The organism is Streptomyces sp. MBT65 (assembly GCF_016612545.1).
Classification (GTDB): domain Bacteria; phylum Actinomycetota; class Actinomycetes; order Streptomycetales; family Streptomycetaceae; genus Streptomyces.
Map to the genome: position 1 here is coordinate 1 of NZ_JAENRY010000044.1, position 18,374 is coordinate 18,374.

An 18,374-nucleotide genomic window follows, 5' to 3' on the forward strand; every position below is an offset into this window, starting at 1 on the left:
ACGTAGAAGAAGCCACCACCCCCTTCGCCCCCCTGGTCCTCCTCCTCGCCGACCACCCCCGTCTCCTCGCCCGCGCCGCGGACCACCGGGCCCCCGACCTGCTCACCCGTCACCTGGTCGCCGTAGCCGATGCGACTTTCCCCCTGCTCGCCACGGCGCTTCCGCTCGGTGACGAGAAACCCTCGGCCGCCCACCGTGCCCGGCTCGCGCTTGCCGAAGCCGCCGGGGCGGTGCTCGCCGGTGGCCTGTCCCTGCTCGGCATCGACGCACCCGAACACCTCTGAGCGCAGGATCGAGCCGAAGCCGAGCCGATACACAAGCAGACACCACTCGAATCCCGCGCCAGGAAGAGACAGAAGAGAACACGACATGAGCCGTTCCGCACACCCCGCCGGTCCCCGTCACGCCGATGTGCTCCCCGAGGGGCACTACTCGGGGCCGGCCGCCGACCTCAACGCACTCGACCCCAAGGTGTGGGCCCAGACCGTCACCCGTGACGCCGACGCGGACGGGGTCGTCACCGTCGGCGGTATCGACGTGAAGACCCTCGCCGAGCGGCACGGGACCCCCGCCTACGTCCTCGACGAGGCCGACTTCCGGGAGCGGGCCCGGGCCTGGCGTACCGCGTTCGGGCAGGACGCCGACGTCTTCTACGCCGGCAAGGCGTTCCTGTCCCGTGCCGTCGTGCGGTGGTTGCACGAGGAGGGGCTCAACCTCGACGTGTGTTCCGGTGGTGAGCTCGCCACCGCCCTCTCCGCCGGAATGCCCGCCGACCGCATCGCCTTCCACGGCAACAACAAGTCGGTCAGTGAGATCACCCGGGCGATCGAGGCGGGCGTCGGGCGGATCGTTCTCGACTCCTTCCAGGAGATCGTGCGCGTCGCCCACATCGCGCAGTCCCTCGGCAAGCGGCAGCCCGTGCAGATTCGGATCACGGTCGGCGTCGAGGCGCATACGCACGAATTCATCGCCACCGCCCACGAAGACCAGAAGTTCGGGATTCCGCTCGCGGGCGGCCAGGCCGCCGAAGCCGTACGGCGTGCTCTTCAGCTCGACGGGCTGGAGTTGATCGGGATCCACAGTCACATCGGGTCGCAGATCTTCGACATGTCCGGGTTCGAGGTTGCCGCCCACCGCGTCGTCGGGTTGCTCAAGGACATTCGCGACGAGCACGGGGTCGAGCTGCCCGAGATCGACCTCGGGGGCGGGCTCGGGATCGCGTACACCAGTGACGACGATCCCCGTGAGCCGCACGAGATCGCCAAGGCGCTCACCGAGATCGTCACCCGTGAGTGCGACTCCGCCAAGCTGCGGACCCCTCGTATCTCCGTCGAGCCGGGGCGCGCCATCGTCGGGCCGACCGCCTTCACGCTCTACGAGGTCGGCACCATCAAGCCCCTCGACGGGCTGCGGACCTATGTCTCCGTAGACGGCGGCATGTCCGACAACATCCGGACCGCGCTCTACGACGCCGAGTACAGCGTCGCTCTCGTGTCCCGGCGCTCCGACGCCGAGCCCATGCTCGCCCGGGTCGTCGGCAAGCACTGCGAGAGCGGGGACATCGTGGTCAAGGACGCGTTCCTGCCGGGGGACCTGGCACCGGGTGACCTCATCGCCGTACCGGCGACCGGTGCGTACTGCCGTTCCATGGCGAGCAATTACAACCATGTGCTCCGGCCGCCGGTCGTCGCCGTGAAGGATGGCGAGTCGCGGGTCATCGTCCGCCGGGAGACGGAGGAGGACCTGCTTCGGCTCGACGTCGGGTGAACAACCACCAAGGGGTCGGGTGGACAACCGCCAAGAGGTCGGGTGAACAACCGCCAGGAAAAGGGGTGGAAGATCTCCCGTCTTCCACCCCTGTGAAAATGAAATCGATGTCTCACGATCCGGACCATGGATAGAAAGTCCCGTCCGGTGAGTGAGACTGATGCAACCGATGACGGTATGAGGAAACGAGGTCGGATGATGCGTACGCGTCCGCTGAAGGTGGCGCTGCTGGGCTGTGGAGTGGTCGGCTCAGAGGTGGCGCGCATCATGACGACGCACGCCGACGACCTCGCCGCCCGCATCGGCGCCCCGGTCGAGCTCGCGGGGGTCGCCGTGCGGCGGCCCTCCAAGGTGCGCGAAGGCATCGACCCCGCACTCGTCACCACCGATGCCACGGCCCTCGTCAAGCGTGGGGACATCGACGTCGTCGTCGAGGTCATCGGGGGGATCGAGCCCGCCCGTTCCCTCATCACCGCCGCCTTCGAGCACGGCGCTTCCGTCGTCTCCGCGAACAAGGCGCTGCTCGCCCAGGACGGCGCCGCCCTGCACGCCGCCGCCGAGCAGCACGGCAAGGACCTGTACTACGAGGCCGCCGTCGCCGGTGCGATCCCGCTGATCCGGCCGCTGCGCGAGTCCCTCGCCGGTGACAAGGTCAACCGCGTGCTCGGGATCGTCAACGGGACGACCAACTTCATCCTCGACAAGATGGACAGCACGGGCGCCGGGTATCAGGAAGCCCTTGATGAAGCCACCGCGCTCGGGTACGCCGAGGCCGACCCCACCGCCGACGTCGAGGGCTTCGACGCCGCCGCCAAGGCCGCCATCCTCGCCGGAATCGCCTTCCACACGCGCGTGCGTCTCGACGACGTCTACCGCGAGGGCATGACCGAGGTCACCGCCTCCGACTTCGCCTCCGCGAGGAACATGGGCTGCACCATCAAGCTGCTGGCTATTTGTGAGCGTGCCGAGGACGGGGGATCCGTCACCGCGCGTGTGCATCCCGCGATGATCCCGCTCAGCCACCCGCTGGCCTCCGTGCGCGGCGCCTACAACGCCGTGTTCGTCGAGTCCGACGCCTCCGGGCAGCTGATGTTCTACGGCCCCGGAGCGGGCGGCGCCCCTACCGCCTCCGCCGTGCTCGGCGACCTCGTCGCCGTGTGCCGCAACCGGCTCAACTCGACCACCGGGCCAGGGGAGTCGGCGTACGCCGGACTGCCCGTGTCCGGCATGGGCGAGGTCGTCACGCGGTACCACATCAGCCTCGACGTCGCCGACAAACCAGGTGTTCTCGCACAGGTCGCCACCGTGTTCGCCGAGCACGGTGTCTCGATCGATACGGTTCGGCAGCAGGGGAAGGACGGCGAGGCCTCTCTCGTCGTCGTCACGCACCGCGCGTCCGACGCCGCCCTGGGCGGGACCGTCGAGGCGTTGCGCAAGCTCGACACCGTGCGGGGTGTCGCCAGCATCATGCGGGTTGAAGGAGAGTAACCAGCAATGACCCACCAGTGGCGCGGAATCATCGAGGAGTACCGGGACCGGCTCCCGGTGTCCGACAGCACGCCGGTCGTCTCCCTCCGCGAGGGCGGCACGCCCCTCGTGCCCGCGCAGGTGCTCTCCGAGCGCACCGGCTGCGAGGTCCACCTCAAGGTGGAGGGCGCCAACCCCACCGGGTCCTTCAAGGACCGCGGTATGACCATGGCCATCACGCGGGCCAAGGAGGAGGGCGCGCAGGCCGTCATCTGCGCCTCCACCGGCAACACGTCGGCCTCCGCCGCCGCCTACGCCGTACGCGCCGGGATGGTCTGCGCCGTCCTCGTGCCGCGCGGCAAGATCGCGCTCGGCAAGATGGGCCAGGCCCTCGTGCACGGCGCGAAGATCCTCCAGGTCGACGGGAACTTCGACGACTGCCTCACCCTCGCCCGCGAGCTGAGCGACAACTACCCTGTGGCGCTGGTGAATTCGGTCAACCCGGTGCGCATCGAGGGCCAGAAGACGGCCGCCTTCGAGATCGTCGACATGCTCGGCGACGCGCCCGACATCCACGTCCTGCCGGTGGGCAACGCGGGCAACATCACCGCGTACTGGAAGGGCTACAAGGAGTACGCCGGCGACGGCATCGCCGCCAAGACGCCCCGCATGTGGGGGTTCCAGGCGTCCGGTTCCGCGCCCATCGTGCGCGGCGAGATCGTCAAGGACCCCTCGACCATCGCCACCGCGATCCGCATCGGCAACCCGGCCTCCTGGCAGTACGCGCTCGCCGCGCGGGACGAGTCCGGCGGGTTCATCGACGAGGTGACGGACCGTGAAATCCTGCGCGCCTACCGGCTGTTGGCCGCTCAGGAGGGTGTTTTCGTCGAGCCCGCGTCCGCCGCTTCCGTCGCCGGTCTGCTGAAGGCGGCCGAGCAGGGCAAGGTCGACCCGGGCCAGACCATCGTCTGCACGGTGACCGGAAACGGTCTGAAGGACCCCGACTGGGCCGTCGCCGGTGCCCCGCAGCCGGTCACGATCCCGGTCGACGCGCCGACGGCCGCCGAGCGACTCGGACTCGCGTAGAGCAGCACTTAGTACCGCGGCCGGGGGAGATCCCCACCGGGGGTGCACAGGGGGCTTACGACACGCATCGTGCGCCTCCTGTGCGCCCTATGTCGCCACAGAACCTTCCTTCGATAGGCTGTACCGAACCCGCCCGCCGCATATGCCTGCGCGCATGGCTCGGCACCGCGCCGTCTCCACGGCCCGAGGGTCTCCACGTACCTATCGGATGTCATCGAACTTCATCGAATGTCTTCGACAATCACGCAGCTCAAGGAGAGTCATCGAGCGATGGCCGGTCCAGCCTTCCGCGCCGCCGCCGTCCGGGTGCGCGTCCCCGCCACCAGCGCCAACCTCGGCCCGGGCTTCGACGCCTTCGGCCTCTCGCTGGGGCTCTATGACGACGTCGTCGTCCGTGTCGCCGACTCCGGGCTGCTCATCGACATCGCGGGCGAGGGCAGCGAGACCCTCCCGCGCGACGAGAACCACCTCCTCGTAAGAGCCCTCCGCACCGCCTTCGACCTGCTCGGCGGACAGCCGCGCGGCCTCGAGATCGTCTGCGCCAACCGCATTCCGCACGGCCGCGGCCTGGGTTCGTCCTCCGCCGCCATCTGCGCCGGCATCGTCGCCGCGCGCGCCGTGACCATAGGCGGGGACTCCAGGCTCGACGACACGGCCCTGCTGGAGCTCGCCACCGAGATCGAGGGCCACCCCGACAACGTGGCGGCCTGTCTGCTGGGCGGCTTCACGCTCTCCTGGATGGACGGCGGAGCCGCGCGGGCGATCAGGATGGACCCCGCCGATTCCATCGTTCCGGTGGTTTTCGTGCCCGGGAAGCCCGTGCTCACCGAGACCGCGCGCGGACTGCTCCCGCGCAACGTCCCGCACGTCGACGCCGCCGCCAACGCGGGCCGCGCCGCACTGCTCGTCGAGGCGCTCACCCGGCGCCCCGAACTGCTGCTGCCGGCCACCGAGGACCGTCTGCACCAGGAGTACCGCGCGCCGGCCATGCCGGAGAGTGCCGCACTCGTGGATCGCTTGAGGGCGGACGGAGTTCCGGCGGTCATCTCCGGTGCGGGGCCCACTGTGTTGGCACTTGTCGACGCCGACAACGCCGACAAGGTGTCCCACCTCGCCGGTGAGGGCTGGGCCGCCAACCGGCTCGATCTCGACGCACAGGGCGCGTGCGTACTTCCGCTCGCGACCTCCCCTGTCAATTGACTACGTACCGTCGCCGGATTTCGAGAGGGGGAATGTTTGTTGGATCCGGTAGTGTTAATCTCAAGTCTGCACCCGACCCCACCATGGCGAGGTGCTTGTTGTCCCCGTCCGGGACAGACATTCTTCCGGGAGCCTCCCAAACCACACTGCGTGCCGTCCAGGCGCTGAGTGGTTCGCCGGGCACGCTTCGGAAGCCGGGAAAGCTCCGGAATTGGTGCGACCAAGCAACGTGACACAGCAACGCGGTGTCACTGCTTTGGGAAGCGCCGTCACCAGAAATCTCTTCCGCCGTCTAGGCGGACCACCGCCCCGGCACGGTTCACACAGCAAGAACCGAAGCCGGACAGCACAACCGGTCGCCGAGCCAGACAGGCCGACGTCCGCTCCAGGGAAGGACCCTTCGTGAGCGACACCACCGATCTGATGGGCGCGCGTGTCGAGGAGACCGCTGCCGCGCCCGCCACGGACGCCTCCGCGCCTGCCACCGGTGCCGGCTCCCGGCGGCGCCGCGGTACCGGCCTCGACGGCATGGTGCTGGCCGAGCTTCAGCAGGTCGCATCCGGCCTCGGCATCAGGGGCACCGCGCGGATGCGCAAGAGCCAGCTGATCGAGGTCATCAAGGACGCGCAGACGGGCGGAGGCGCTCCGGCCAAGGCCGAGACCGCCACCGAGACCAAGCCGAAGCGCCGCGCCACCTCCAAGACCCGTACGGGCGACGAGGCGGCCGCCCCGGCCGAGCAGAAGGCCGAGAAGGTCGCCGCCGAGAAGGCCGTGGCCCAGCAGCAGATCGAGATTCCCGGCCAGCCCGCCAGCGACGATGCGCCCGTTGAGCGCCGTCGTCGCCGGGCCACCGCCGAGGCCGGCAGCCCCGAGACGGTCGTCGCCGAGGTGAAGAGCGAGCCGAAGGCCGAGACGCCCGCCGCCGCGCAGGGCGAGGCCAGGGCCGACGCCGGTGACGACGGTCGTCAGGGCCGCCGCGACCGCCGTGACCGTGACCGCGGTGACCGCGGTGGCCGGCAGGACCGCGACCGCGGTGACCGCCGCAAGACCGAGGAGCAGCAGGGCGGTGGCCAGCAGCAGGGCGGCGGCCGCCAGGACCGCCAGCAGCAGGACCGCCAGCAGGGCGGCCAGCAGCAGAGCGGTGGCCGCCAGGACCGCCAGCAGCGCGACAACGGCCCGCAGGACGACGACGAGTTCGGCGACGGACGCCGCGGCCGCCGCGGCCGGTACCGCGACCGCCGTGGCCGTCGCGGCCGTGACGAGTTCGGTGGCGGCGCAGCGGGCGAGCCGCAGGTCGCCGACGACGATGTCCTGATCCCCGTCGCGGGCATCCTCGACATCCTCGACAACTACGCCTTCATCCGTACGTCGGGCTATCTGCCGGGCCCGAACGACGTGTACGTCTCCCTCGCCCAGGTCCGCAAGAACGGCCTGCGCAAGGGCGACCACGTCACCGGCGCGGTCCGTCAGCCGAAGGAGGGCGAGCGCCGCGAGAAGTTCAACGCGCTCGTGCGCCTGGACTCGACCAACGGCATGGCCCCCGACTCCGGTCGCGGCCGCCCCGAGTTCAACAAGCTGACGCCGCTGTACCCGCAGGACCGGCTCCGTCTGGAGACCGACCCGGGTGTGCTGACGACCCGCATCATCGACCTCGTCGCGCCCATCGGCAAGGGCCAGCGCGGTCTGATCGTGGCCCCGCCGAAGACCGGCAAGACCATGATCATGCAGGCGATCGCCAACGCGATCACGCACAACAACCCCGAGTGCCACCTGATGGTCGTCCTGGTCGACGAGCGTCCGGAAGAGGTCACCGACATGCAGCGGTCGGTGAAGGGCGAGGTCATCTCCTCGACCTTCGACCGCCCCGCCGAGGACCACACCACGGTCGCCGAGCTCGCCATCGAGCGCGCCAAGCGACTGGTGGAGCTGGGCCACGACGTCGTCGTGCTGCTCGACTCCATCACGCGTCTGGGCCGTGCCTACAACCTCGCGGCGCCCGCCTCCGGCCGCATCCTCTCCGGTGGTGTCGACTCCACGGCGCTGTACCCGCCCAAGCGCTTCTTCGGTGCCGCGCGCAACATCGAGGACGGCGGCTCGCTGACCATCCTCGCCACCGCGCTCGTCGACACCGGCTCGCGCATGGACGAGGTCATCTTCGAGGAGTTCAAGGGCACCGGCAACGCCGAGCTCAAGCTCGACCGGAAGCTCGCCGACAAGCGCATCTTCCCCGCGGTGGACGTCGACGCGTCCGGTACCCGTAAGGAAGAGATCCTGCTCGGCAGCGACGAGCTGGCCGTCACCTGGAAGCTGCGCCGGGTGCTGCACGCGCTCGACCAGCAGCAGGCGATCGAGCTGCTGCTCGACAAAATGAAGCAGACGAAGTCGAACGCCGAGTTCCTGCTCCAGATCCAGAAGACCACTCCCGGCAACGGCGACTGAGGCAAGTCGGCGTTATCAAAGGGCCGCTCCCTGTTAAGGGGGCGGCCCTTCGCGTTGTCAGTGGCTCGCTGTACGATCGCGCCCTTCGGACTTGTTTTCGACAATCGTCCGAACTTCTGATCCCGAGGGGGGACTTGAATGGGTACGCCCATGCCTGGGGCCGGTCGGCACAGACGCCGGATACGTTTTGGCCTGCCCGTCGCCGCGGCCGGTGTCGCGGCCGCCGTGGCCGCCGCACTGATGACGACGTCCGCCGGCGCGGCCACCGCGCTGCCGACGCCGACCGCGAAGCCCGTCATCGCACAGCCGTCGCTCGCCACGCTGAAGAAGCGCATCGTGGGCGCCGAGGCCGGTGACGACATCGCCGGTGAGACGACGACCAAGAAGTCGTCCAAGAGCGCGAGCACCACCGCCACGGCCGTCAGCCCGAAGATCATCGGCGGCACGACGACCACCATCAGCGCCGCGCCGTACATGGCGCAGCTCTGGTACTACGACGACAAGGGCACCACCGACGAGAGCGACGACATCGGCTTCTTCTGCGGTGGCTCGGTCATCTCGCCGTCGAAGATCCTGACGGCCTCGCACTGCGTCAAGGGCTACAACTGGGCCAAGAACGGCGCCGTCGTCACCAGCGCCACCGTGCTGCCGACCACCGACGCCGACGGCAACGCCGATCTGCACGGCGGCCAGGCCACCGCGGTGCTGCGCCAGTGGAACCACCCGTCGTACAACGCGACGACGATCGACAACGACGTCGCGGTCCTCACCCTGGCGGCTCCCGTCAAGGCGACGCCGATCCGGCTGACGACGAACACCGACACGACCTCGTACACGGGCACGGCCGCGAAGACCGCCAAGGTCTACGGCTGGGGCCGTACCAGCTCCACCACGCAGGACATCTCCGAGACGCTGAAGACGGCCTCGCTGCCGATCCAGTCGGACGCCACCTGCATCGCCGCCTACGGCAGCCTGTTCATCAAGAACCACAACGTCTGCGCGGGCGAGCCCGCCACCGGCAGCGACACCGACACGACGGCCATCTGCAACGGCGACTCCGGCGGCCCGCTCGTCGTCGCCGGCCGGATCGTCGGTGTCGTCTCCTGGAGCGCCGACGACGGCGTCGCCGGCCACGACTGCGTCGTCGAGGGCTCCTACGGCGTCTTCGCCAAGGTCACCGCGTACGTCGGCGCGGCCTACGCGCAGGTCGACGACGGCAACCTGAGCTACACCGACAACAAGGCCGACGTCTACGCCCGCAAGTCCTCCAACAAGGTGGGCTACGAGCTGGACTCCAAGGGCACCTCGCTGGCCACCCGCGTCTCCCTGGGCGACTGGGGCGGCGTCAACCTGGTCCGCTCCGCCGACCTGAACCGGGACGGCTACCAGGACTGGATCTACCGGACCACCGCCGGCGCGGTCTACTGGGACCACTTCCAGCTCAACAGCGCGCGGGACGACGGCAGTTGGGTCAGCACGAAGATCTTCGCCAACTGGAAGACCCGCACCCGGATCCTCGCCCCCGGCGATGTCACCGGCGACTACCTGCCCGACCTGGTCTCGGTCGACAGCGCCGGTGTGCTGTGGATCTACCCGGGCAAGGGCAACGGCACCTTCGCCTCGCCCTCGCGGGTCGGCGGCGGCTGGAGCCAGTACAACGCGCTGGTCGGCAAGGGCGACTTCAACGGCGACGGCAAGGCCGACCTGCTCGCCCGCAACAAGAGCACCGGCGTCGTCTACCTGTACAAGGGCGCCGGCAAGTCCGGCACGGGTGCCTTCGCGGCCCGCGTGAAGGTGCGCACCTGGCCCAGCTACACCGCCTTCGACTCGGTCGGTGACTTCACCGGCGACGGCAAGGCGGACCTCCTGATCCGCAACGCCAGCGGCGCGTTCTACGTGTACCCGGGCACCGGGAAGGCGACGAGCGAGATCTTCGGCACACCGAAGTCGCTTGGTACCGGTTTCCAGCAGTACGACATCTTCGGGTGATATCGCAGGTGAGCGGGGTGTGACCCGCTGATCCGACTACACAGGGTGCCCATCGCCGTACGCGATGGGCACCCTGCGTTGTGCAACCCTTTCTCGAGTTTCCCTGTCTGACCTGGTGGAGCGACCATGGAGCGAGGATTGAGCGGTATCGGTCGCTGCGGCCAGGCCTGAACCCTGAAAGCAGGGGGTAACCGACCCGGAACGAGATGCGAGGAGCCCATGTCCGCCGAGAGCACGCCGGAGCCCGCCATACCGGGCAAGGACGGCAGTGACGGCCCGCGCCACCGCGCCGGACGCCGTAAGAAGGAGCGCAGCCCGCACAGCAAGGCCCTGCGCCTGATGGCCTGGACCGCCGCGGGCGTCGTGGTGCTGGGCGGGACCGGCGCCGGGTACGTGTACTTCAAGCTCAACGGCAACATCAAGAGCGTCGACATCAACCAGGCCCTCGGCACCGACCGGCCGGTCAAGGTCGACAACGGCTCCGAGAACATCCTGGTGCTGGGCTCGGACAGCCGCTCCGGCAGCAACAAGAAGCTCGGCGGCGGCACCGACGACGGCAGCGCCCGCTCCGACACCGCGATGATCGTGCACGTCTACAAGGGCCACAAGAAGGCCAGCGTGGTCTCCATCCCGCGCGACACCCTCGTCGACCGCCCCGAGTGCACCGACACCAAGGGCGTCACCCACGACGCGGCGTCCGGCGTGATGTTCAACGAGGCGTACTCCACCGGGGGCGCCGCCTGCACGGTGAAGACCGTCGAGTCCATCACCGGCCTGCGCATGGACCACTACCTGGAAGTCGACTTCGCCGGCTTCGAGAAGCTCATCGACGAACTCGGCGGCGTCCCGGTCACCACGACCAAGGCCATCAAGGACCCGCAGAGCCACCTCGACCTCAAGGCCGGCACCCACACGCTCAACGGCCAGCAGGCCCTCGGCCTGGTCCGCACCCGGCACGGCGTGGGCGACGGCTCCGACCTCGGCCGCATCCAGCTCCAGCAGGCCTTCATCAAGGCCCTGGTCAACCAGGTCAAGCACATCGGCGTCCTCACCAGCCCGACCAAGCTCTTCGACCTCGCCAACACCGCCACCAAGGCCGTCACCACCGACTCCGACCTCGGCTCAGTGAACTCCCTCACATCCTTCGCCAACGGCCTCAAGACCATCAGCTCGAAGAACATGACCATGGTGACGATGCCGGTCGAGTACGACCCGGCCAACCCGAACCGCGTGATCATCGAGAAGGCGAAGGCCCGGCTGGTCTGGAACGCCTTGGAGAACGACCGGCCCATCCCGGCCGCGGCGACCAAGGGCACGGCGACCGGCGAGGCCAAGGGCGTGGTGACCAGCACCCCGTAGCGGCGCGGGGCGGTATCGATGTGCGGCTCCGCCGCGGGGCGCGTCCGGCCCCCACGCACCCGCGGGGAATAGATCACCCGGGCCCCCGGTTTTGGGGGATGGCCCCAGTCCTGGCAGACTGGTACGTCGGCCCCGGTTCACGCCCCGCAACCCGCGGAGCGACCCGGCGCCCTCCCGAACCTAGGAGACACCTTGAAGCGCGAGATCCACCCCGAGTACGTCGAGACCCAGGTCAGCTGCACCTGTGGCGCGTCGTTCACCACCCGCTCGACGATCACCAGCGGAGCGATCCGCGCTGACGTCTGCTCCGAGTGCCACCCGTTCTACACGGGCAAGCAGAAGATCCTCGACACCGGTGGCCGCGTGGCCCGCTTCGAGGCCCGCTTCGGCAAGGCTGCTGCCAGCTCCGCGAAGTAGCGAGCTTCAATTTCGCCGGTCCACGGCCACGCCCTCCACAGGCGTGCCGGGACCGGCGTTTTTGGTCGCCCGCCTTCCCTTTCTCCACCGCATTTCAGGAGCCCAAGATGTTCGAGGCTGTCGAGGACCTCATCGGCGAGCACGCCGACCTTGAGAAGAAGCTCGCCGACCCGTCGGTCCACGCCGACCAGGCCAACGCGCGCAAGCTGAACAAGCGCTACGCCGAGCTCACCCCGATCGTCGCCACGTACCGCTCCTGGAAGCAGACCGGCGACGACATCGAGACCGCGCGTGAACTCGGCGCCGACGACCCGGAGTTCGCGGCCGAGGTCAAGGAGCTGGAGAAGCACCGGGACGAGATCACGGAGAAGCTGCGGCTGCTGCTGGTGCCGCGTGACCCCAACGACGACAAGGACGTGATCCTCGAGGTCAAGGCGGGCGCGGGCGGCGACGAGTCGGCCCTGTTCGCCGGTGACCTGCTGCGCATGTACCTGCGGTACGCGGAGCGCGTCGGCTGGAAGACCGAGATCATCGACGCCACCGAGTCCGAGCTGGGCGGCTACAAGGACGTCCAGGTCGCCGTGAAGACCAAGGGCGGCAACGGCGCGACCGAGCCCGGCCAGGGCGTCTGGGCCCGCCTGAAGTACGAGGGCGGGGTGCACCGCGTACAGCGCGTGCCCGCGACCGAGTCCGCGGGCCGTATCCACACCTCCGCGGCCGGTGTCCTCGTCACCCCCGAGGCGGAGGAGGTCGACGTCGAGATCAACCCGAACGACCTCCGCATCGACGTCTACCGCTCGTCCGGCCCCGGCGGGCAGTCCGTCAACACGACCGACTCCGCGGTGCGCATCACGCACATTCCCACCGGAGTCGTCGCGTCCTGCCAGAACGAGAAGAGCCAGCTGCAGAACAAGGAGCAGGCGATGCGTATCCTGCGCTCCAGGCTGCTCGCCGCGGCACAGGAGGAGGCGGAGAAGAATGCCGCCGACGCCCGCCGCAGCCAGGTCCGCACGGTCGACCGCTCCGAGAAGATCCGTACGTACAACTTCCCGGAGAACCGCATCTCGGACCACCGCGTCGGATTCAAGGCGTACAACCTTGACCAGGTCCTGGACGGCGACCTCGACGCGATGATCCAGGCTTGCGTCGACGCGGACTCGGCCGCCAAGCTCGCGGCGGCGTAACACCACGGCACGCACGGCACGTTCGGCACGGACGAGTACGACACGGAGGACTTGCGTGAACCTGCTGCTAGCAGAGGTGGCCCAGGCCACCCAGCGGCTGGCCGACGCCGGCGTGCCCTCGCCGCGCAACGACGCGGAGGAGCTCGCCGCGTTCGTGCACGGTGTGAAGCGGGGCGAGCTGCACTCCGTGAAGGACGTGGACTTCGACGCCCGCTACTGGGAGACCATCGCCCGGCGCGAGCAGCGTGAACCGCTCCAGCACATCACCGGTCGCGCCTTCTTCCGGTACCTGGAACTCCAGGTCGGGCCAGGGGTGTTCGTGCCCCGCCCCGAGACCGAGTCGGTGGTCGGCTGGGCCATAGACGCGGTCCGCGCGATGGACGTCGTAGAGCCGCTGATCGTCGACCTCTGCACCGGATCCGGCGCCATCGCGCTCGCCCTCGCGCAGGAGGTCCCGCGCTCCCGGGTGCACGCCGTGGAGCTGTCCGAGGACGCCCTCCAGTGGACGCGCAAGAACATGGAGGGGTCTCGGGTCGACCTGCGGCAGGGGAACGCCCTGGACGCCTTCCCCGACCTCGACGGCCATGTCGATCTGGTCATCTCCAACCCGCCGTACATCCCGCTCACGGAGTGGGAGTACGTCGCTCCCGAGGCGCGGGACTACGATCCCGAACTCGCCCTGTTCTCAGGGGAGGACGGCCTCGATCTGATCCGCGGTATCGAGCGCACCGCACACCGTCTCCTGCGTCCCGGCGGTGTCGTCGTGATCGAGCACGCCGACACCCAGGGCGGGCAGGTGCCGTGGATCTTCACCGAGGAGCGTGGCTGGGCCGACGCGGCCGACCACCCCGATCTCAACAACCGCCCGCGCTTCGCGACCGCCCGCCGGGCCATGCCATGACAGCCGCGTTCGCTACGGCAGCAGCGAGTGAGCCGAAGGGGCGCGTCGGTGTCGAGACCGCGAGCGCGCGGAGGCCCGCAGGGTCGAGCACGGTCGCGGTCTCGACACCGACAACAGGCGCCCCGGAGGCGAACCGAGCTACAAAAAAAGGAGACCGCTAGACATGGCACGGCGATACGACACCAATGACGCGACCGACCGCACGACGGGTCTGCGCGAGGCCGCGTCCGCCGTCCGCCGGGGCGAACTCGTGGTCCTGCCGACCGACACGGTCTACGGCATCGGGGCCGACGCGTTCTCCTCGGAGGCCGTCGCCGATCTGCTGGACGCCAAGGGCCGGGGCCGCAACATGCCCACGCCCGTCCTCATCGGCTCCCCGAACACGCTGCACGGCCTCGTCACGGACTTCTCCGAGCTGGCCTGGGAACTCGTCGACGCGTTCTGGCCGGGCGCCCTCACGCTGGTCGCCAAGCACCAGCCGTCCCTCCAGTGGGACCTGGGGGACACCCGGGGCACGGTCGCCGTCCGCATGCCGCTGCACCCGGTCGCGATCGAGCTGCTGACGGAGGTCGGCCCGATGGCGGTTTCCTCGGCCAACCTCACGGGCCACCCCGCGCCGGAGGACTGCGACGCGGCCCAGGAGATGCTCGGCGACTCGGTCTCCGTGTACCTCGACGGCGGTCCCACGCCCGGCAACGTGCCGTCGTCGATCGTCGACGTCACCCGCGAGGTGCCGCTGCTGCTGCGCGCGGGCGCGATCTCGGCGGAGGAGCTGCGCAAGGTCGTACCCGACCTCGAGGTGGCGAATTGACAGCCCCTGACGCGGGGCGTGGCATAGGCAACGGGGAAGTGACGGGGACCTTCGGGCTTCCCATGGACAGCTTCCGCATCCTCCACGTCAGCACCGGCAACGTGTGCCGCTCGCCGATCACCGAGCGGCTGACCCGTCATGCCCTGGCGGACCGGCTCGGCGACCCGCTGTGGGGCGGGCTGATCGTGGAGAGCGCCGGCACGTGGGGCCATGAGGGCGCGCCCATGGAGACCAACGCGGCGACGGTCCTCACCGACTTCGGTGCGGACCCCTCCGGGTTCACCGGCCGCGAGCTGCTCGACGACCACGTGATCCGCGCCGACCTGGTCCTGACGGCCACCCGGGACCACCGCGCCCAGGTCATCTCGATGGGCCACTCGGCGGGCCTGCGCACCTTCACCCTGAAGGAGTTCACCCGCCTGGTGAAGGCGATAGACCCCGCGACCCTGCCGCCCTTGGAGGACGGCATGGTGGCCCGTGCCCGCGCCCTGGTCCGCGCGGCAGCGGCCCTCCGCGGCTGGCTCCTGGCCCCCACCGCGGAAGCGGACGAGGTCTTCGACCCGTACGGCGCCCCGCTCCCGTTCTTCCGCTCCATCGGGGACGAGATAAACCAGGCGATCGATCCGGTGGTCACGGCGTTGACGGGTGTTTCGGCGCGGACGTGAGTCGGCGGCGACCGTCGCGGAGTGGTTGATGTGGCCGCGCCAGGCGACCGGAACGGTGGTCACGGCGTTCGCGGGTGTACCCGCGCGGAACTGCCTCGACGGTCATGGCGCTCACGGGCGTGCCTGCGCGGAACTGCCTCGACGGCCACGGCGCTGACAGGTGTGCCCGCGCGGACGCGAGTCGGCGGTGTCCGTTGTGGCCGAACCAGGCGATCGACCCCCGAGGTCACCGCCCTCACCGGCACACCCCCGCGTACGTGACAACGGCCGCGCGGGCCGTCCTCCCCGGGCCTACATTGGACGTACGTCACCGTCGACGCCCCGGAGCCCACCATGTCGGTCATCCCTGTCCTTGAGGCCGATGTCCTGCGTCGGCAGGATCCCGAGCTGGCCGAGATCCTGCTCGGGGAGCTGGCTCGGCAGTCGACGACGTTGCAGCTCGTCGCCGCCGAGAACTTCACCTCGGCCGCCGTGCTGGCCGCGCTCGGCTCCCCGCTCGCCAACAAGTACGCCGAGGGATATCCCGGCGCCCGCCACCACGGCGGCTGCGAGATCGTCGACGTCGCCGAGCGCGTCGCCGTAGAACGGGCGAAGGCGTTGTTCGGGGCCGAGCACGCCAATGTGCAGGCGCATTCCGGGTCTTCGGCCGTGCTCGCCGCGTACGCCGCGCTGCTGCGGCCCGGGGACACCGTGCTGGCGCTGGGGCTGCCCTACGGCGGGCATCTCACGCACGGGTCGCCCGCGAACTTCTCGGGGCGGTGGTTCGACTTCGTCGCCTATGGCGTGGACGCGGAGACCGGGCTCATCGACTACGACCAGGTGCGTTCCCTCGCCCGTACGCATCGGCCCAAGGCGATCGTGTGCGGGTCCATCGCCTACCCCCGGCACATCGACCACGCCTTCTTCCGCGAGGTCGCCGACGAGGTGGGCGCCTATCTCATCGCCGACGCCGCCCACCCCATCGGGCTCGTCGCCGGGGGAGCGGCGCCGAACCCGGTGCCGTACGCCGATGTCGTCTGCGCGACCACGCACAAGGTGCTGCGCGGGCCGCGCGGCGGGATGCTGCTGTGCGGCGCGGAACTGGCCGAGCGGGTCGACCGGGCCGTTTTCCCGTTCACGCAGGGCGGCGCGCAGATGCACACCATCGCCGCGAAGGCCGTCGCGTTCGGCGAGGCGGCGACGCCCGCCTTCACGGCGTACGCCCATCAGGTGGTCGCCAATGCCCGGGTGCTCGCGGCGGGGCTGGCGGCGGAGGGGTTCGTCGTCACGACGGGTGGGACCGACACCCATCTGATCACCGCCGATCCGTTGCCCCTCGGTGTCGACGGGCGCGTCGCCCGGGGTCAACTCGCCGCCGCCGGAATGGTGTTGGACTGCTGCGCGCTGCCGCACGGGGACAGTCGCGGGCTGCGGCTGGGGACGGCCGCGGTGACCACCCAGGGGATGGGGGAGGGCGAGATGGCGGGCATCGCCGCACTCCTCGCGGGTGTACTGCGCGGGCGGGTGGAGACCAAGGCGGCCCGTGACGAAGTGCGGGATCTTGTGGGTGGATTCCCGCCGTATCCGGGCTGAACGGGGGTACCCGGACCCAGGTACACAGCCACACGTGCAACCATCGTCGCTACCCGGAAGTCCCCAACCATATGCGTCCCTCGCTAGGGTGTGGGGCTGTGATGGCCAGCGAGACCTGTGGGGAAGCCTGTGCGTGAATACCTGCTGACGCTCTGCGTGACGGCCGCGGTGACGTATCTGCTGACCGGGCCGGTGCGGAAGTTCGCGATCGTGGCCGGAGCGATGCCCGAGATCAGGGCCCGTGACGTGCACCGGGAACCCACTCCGCGGCTCGGCGGTATCGCCATGTTCTTCGGTCTGTGCGCCGGTCTGCTGGTCGCCGACCATCTGACCAACCTCAGCGAGGTCTTCGACAACTCGAACGAGCCGCGCGCCCTGCTCTCCGGCGCCGCCCTGATCTGGCTGATCGGTGTCCTGGACGACAAGTTCGAGATCGACGCCCTGATCAAGCTGGGCGGCCAGATGATCGCCGCCGGCGTGATGGTCATGCAGGGTCTGACGATCCTGTGGCTGCCCATCCCGGGCGTCGGCAACGTCGCGCTGACCCAGTGGCAGGGCACCCTGCTCACGGTCGCCCTGGTCGTCATCACCATCAACGCGGTCAACTTCGTCGACGGCCTCGACGGCCTCGCGTCCGGCATGGTCTGCATCGCCGCCGCCGCGTTCTTCCTGTACGCCTACCGCATCTGGTACTCGTACGGCATCGAGGCCGCCGCCCCGGCCACGCTCTTCTCGGCGATCCTGATGGGCATGTGCCTGGGCTTCCTGCCGCACAACATGCACCCCGCGCGGATCTTCATGGGCGACTCCGGCTCGATGCTGATCGGGCTGGTGCTGGCCGCGGGTGCGATCTCCATCACGGGACAGGTCGACCCGGACGCGCTTCAGCTGTTCGTCGGCTCCGAGAAGGCGGCGGTGCACCAGACGGTACCGGTCTACATCCCGCTGCTGCTGCCGCTGACGATCATCGCGGTGCCGGCCGCCGACCTGGTGCTGGCGATCGTCCGCCGTACCTGGCGGGGCCAGTCGCCGTTCGCCGCGGACCGCGGCCATCTGCACCACCGGCTCCTGGAGATCGGCCACTCGCACAGCCGGGCGGTGCTGATCATGTACTTCTGGTCGGCGCTGATCGCGTTCGGCGCGCTGTCCTACTCGGTCAACTCGGCCTCGATGTGGATCGTCCTCGGCATCGTCTTCCTGAGCGCGATCGGGCTCGTACTGCTCCTGCTGCCGCGCTTCACGCCGCGCGCCCCGCGCTGGGCCGAGCACCTGGTTCCGCCGCGATATCGCCGTCGTGGGGCGGTAGTTGAGCCTGTGGTGGTGCTGGCGGAGGAGGACCGTGATCCGCGTCCGCCGGTTGTCGCCGGAGTGTCAGGAGTCAACGGGGCGACCGCAGTCGGACCCCGTTCGCGGCTCCTGGACGGACGTAAAGCGGAGTCCTCACGCTGACGCCCGCGCTGACGCCAAGGTAAGAATCTGACTAAAGCGTTGCCATCTCGTGGGCAGACAAAGCCGCC

Annotated in this window: 15 protein-coding genes; all 15 read left to right on the forward strand. The window is 69.6% G+C overall.

The annotated features are described in order from the left end of the window. Positions 1–284 (forward strand): DALR anticodon-binding domain-containing protein (locus JHN63_RS12715; RefSeq protein ID WP_267953751.1); only part of this gene is annotated, 284 nt, incomplete at its 5' end. 85 nt (positions 285–369) lie between these two features. Continuing rightward, positions 370–1,767 (forward strand): diaminopimelate decarboxylase, encoded by a 1,398-nt coding sequence (lysA, locus tag JHN63_RS12720; RefSeq protein WP_200679743.1) that lies wholly within the window; start codon positions 370–372, stop codon positions 1,765–1,767. A gap of 195 nt (positions 1,768–1,962) precedes the next feature. Then, positions 1,963–3,255, forward strand: a complete 1,293-nt coding sequence (locus JHN63_RS12725; RefSeq protein ID WP_200679745.1) for a homoserine dehydrogenase — start codon at positions 1,963–1,965, stop codon at positions 3,253–3,255. 6 nt (positions 3,256–3,261) lie between these two features. After that, positions 3,262–4,320, forward strand: coding sequence for a threonine synthase (gene thrC / locus JHN63_RS12730; RefSeq protein ID WP_200679749.1), 1,059 nt, complete (start codon positions 3,262–3,264; stop codon positions 4,318–4,320). 270 nt (positions 4,321–4,590) lie between these two features. Continuing rightward, a complete protein-coding gene (gene thrB / locus JHN63_RS12735) occupies positions 4,591–5,520 on the forward strand; it encodes a homoserine kinase (RefSeq protein WP_200679750.1) in 930 nt (309 codons plus the stop codon). Between the two features lie 402 nt (positions 5,521–5,922). Then, a complete protein-coding gene (gene rho / locus JHN63_RS12740) occupies positions 5,923–7,959 on the forward strand; it encodes a transcription termination factor Rho (RefSeq protein WP_200679751.1) in 2,037 nt (678 codons plus the stop codon). Between the two features lie 150 nt (positions 7,960–8,109). Continuing rightward, positions 8,110–9,948: a trypsin-like serine protease gene (locus tag JHN63_RS12745; protein WP_200679752.1), complete on the forward strand. Its 1,839-nt coding sequence runs from the start codon at positions 8,110–8,112 to the stop codon at positions 9,946–9,948. A 219-nt stretch (positions 9,949–10,167) separates the two neighbouring features. After that, positions 10,168–11,307: an LCP family protein gene (locus JHN63_RS12750; RefSeq protein ID WP_200679754.1), complete on the forward strand. Its 1,140-nt coding sequence runs from the start codon at positions 10,168–10,170 to the stop codon at positions 11,305–11,307. A gap of 192 nt (positions 11,308–11,499) precedes the next feature. Continuing rightward, positions 11,500–11,724, forward strand: a complete 225-nt coding sequence (rpmE, locus tag JHN63_RS12755) for a 50S ribosomal protein L31 (protein ID WP_200679758.1) — start codon at positions 11,500–11,502, stop codon at positions 11,722–11,724. Between the two features lie 107 nt (positions 11,725–11,831). Beyond that, positions 11,832–12,908 (forward strand): peptide chain release factor 1, encoded by a 1,077-nt coding sequence (gene prfA, locus JHN63_RS12760; RefSeq protein ID WP_019073184.1) that lies wholly within the window; start codon positions 11,832–11,834, stop codon positions 12,906–12,908. Positions 12,909–12,963: 55 nt separating this feature from the next. Next, the gene (prmC, locus tag JHN63_RS12765) at positions 12,964–13,809 is read left to right on the forward strand and encodes a peptide chain release factor N(5)-glutamine methyltransferase (protein WP_200679760.1); all 846 of its coding nucleotides are present in this window, start codon (positions 12,964–12,966) and stop codon (positions 13,807–13,809) included. Positions 13,810–13,972: 163 nt separating this feature from the next. Then, positions 13,973–14,620 carry an L-threonylcarbamoyladenylate synthase gene (locus JHN63_RS12770; protein WP_033285396.1) on the forward strand — a complete coding sequence of 216 codons (648 nt, stop codon included), beginning with the start codon at positions 13,973–13,975 and terminating at the stop codon, positions 14,618–14,620. Beyond that, positions 14,617–15,285 carry a protein-tyrosine-phosphatase gene (locus tag JHN63_RS12775; RefSeq protein WP_200679762.1) on the forward strand — a complete coding sequence of 223 codons (669 nt, stop codon included), beginning with the start codon at positions 14,617–14,619 and terminating at the stop codon, positions 15,283–15,285. Before JHN63_RS12770 ends, JHN63_RS12775 begins: the two co-directional genes overlap by 4 nt. A gap of 333 nt (positions 15,286–15,618) precedes the next feature. After that, positions 15,619–16,857 (forward strand): serine hydroxymethyltransferase, encoded by a 1,239-nt coding sequence (gene glyA / locus JHN63_RS12780; protein WP_200679763.1) that lies wholly within the window; start codon positions 15,619–15,621, stop codon positions 16,855–16,857. Between the two features lie 129 nt (positions 16,858–16,986). Further along, positions 16,987–18,306 (forward strand): MraY family glycosyltransferase, encoded by a 1,320-nt coding sequence (locus JHN63_RS12785; RefSeq protein WP_200679765.1) that lies wholly within the window; start codon positions 16,987–16,989, stop codon positions 18,304–18,306. Positions 18,307–18,374 lie beyond the last annotated feature (68 nt).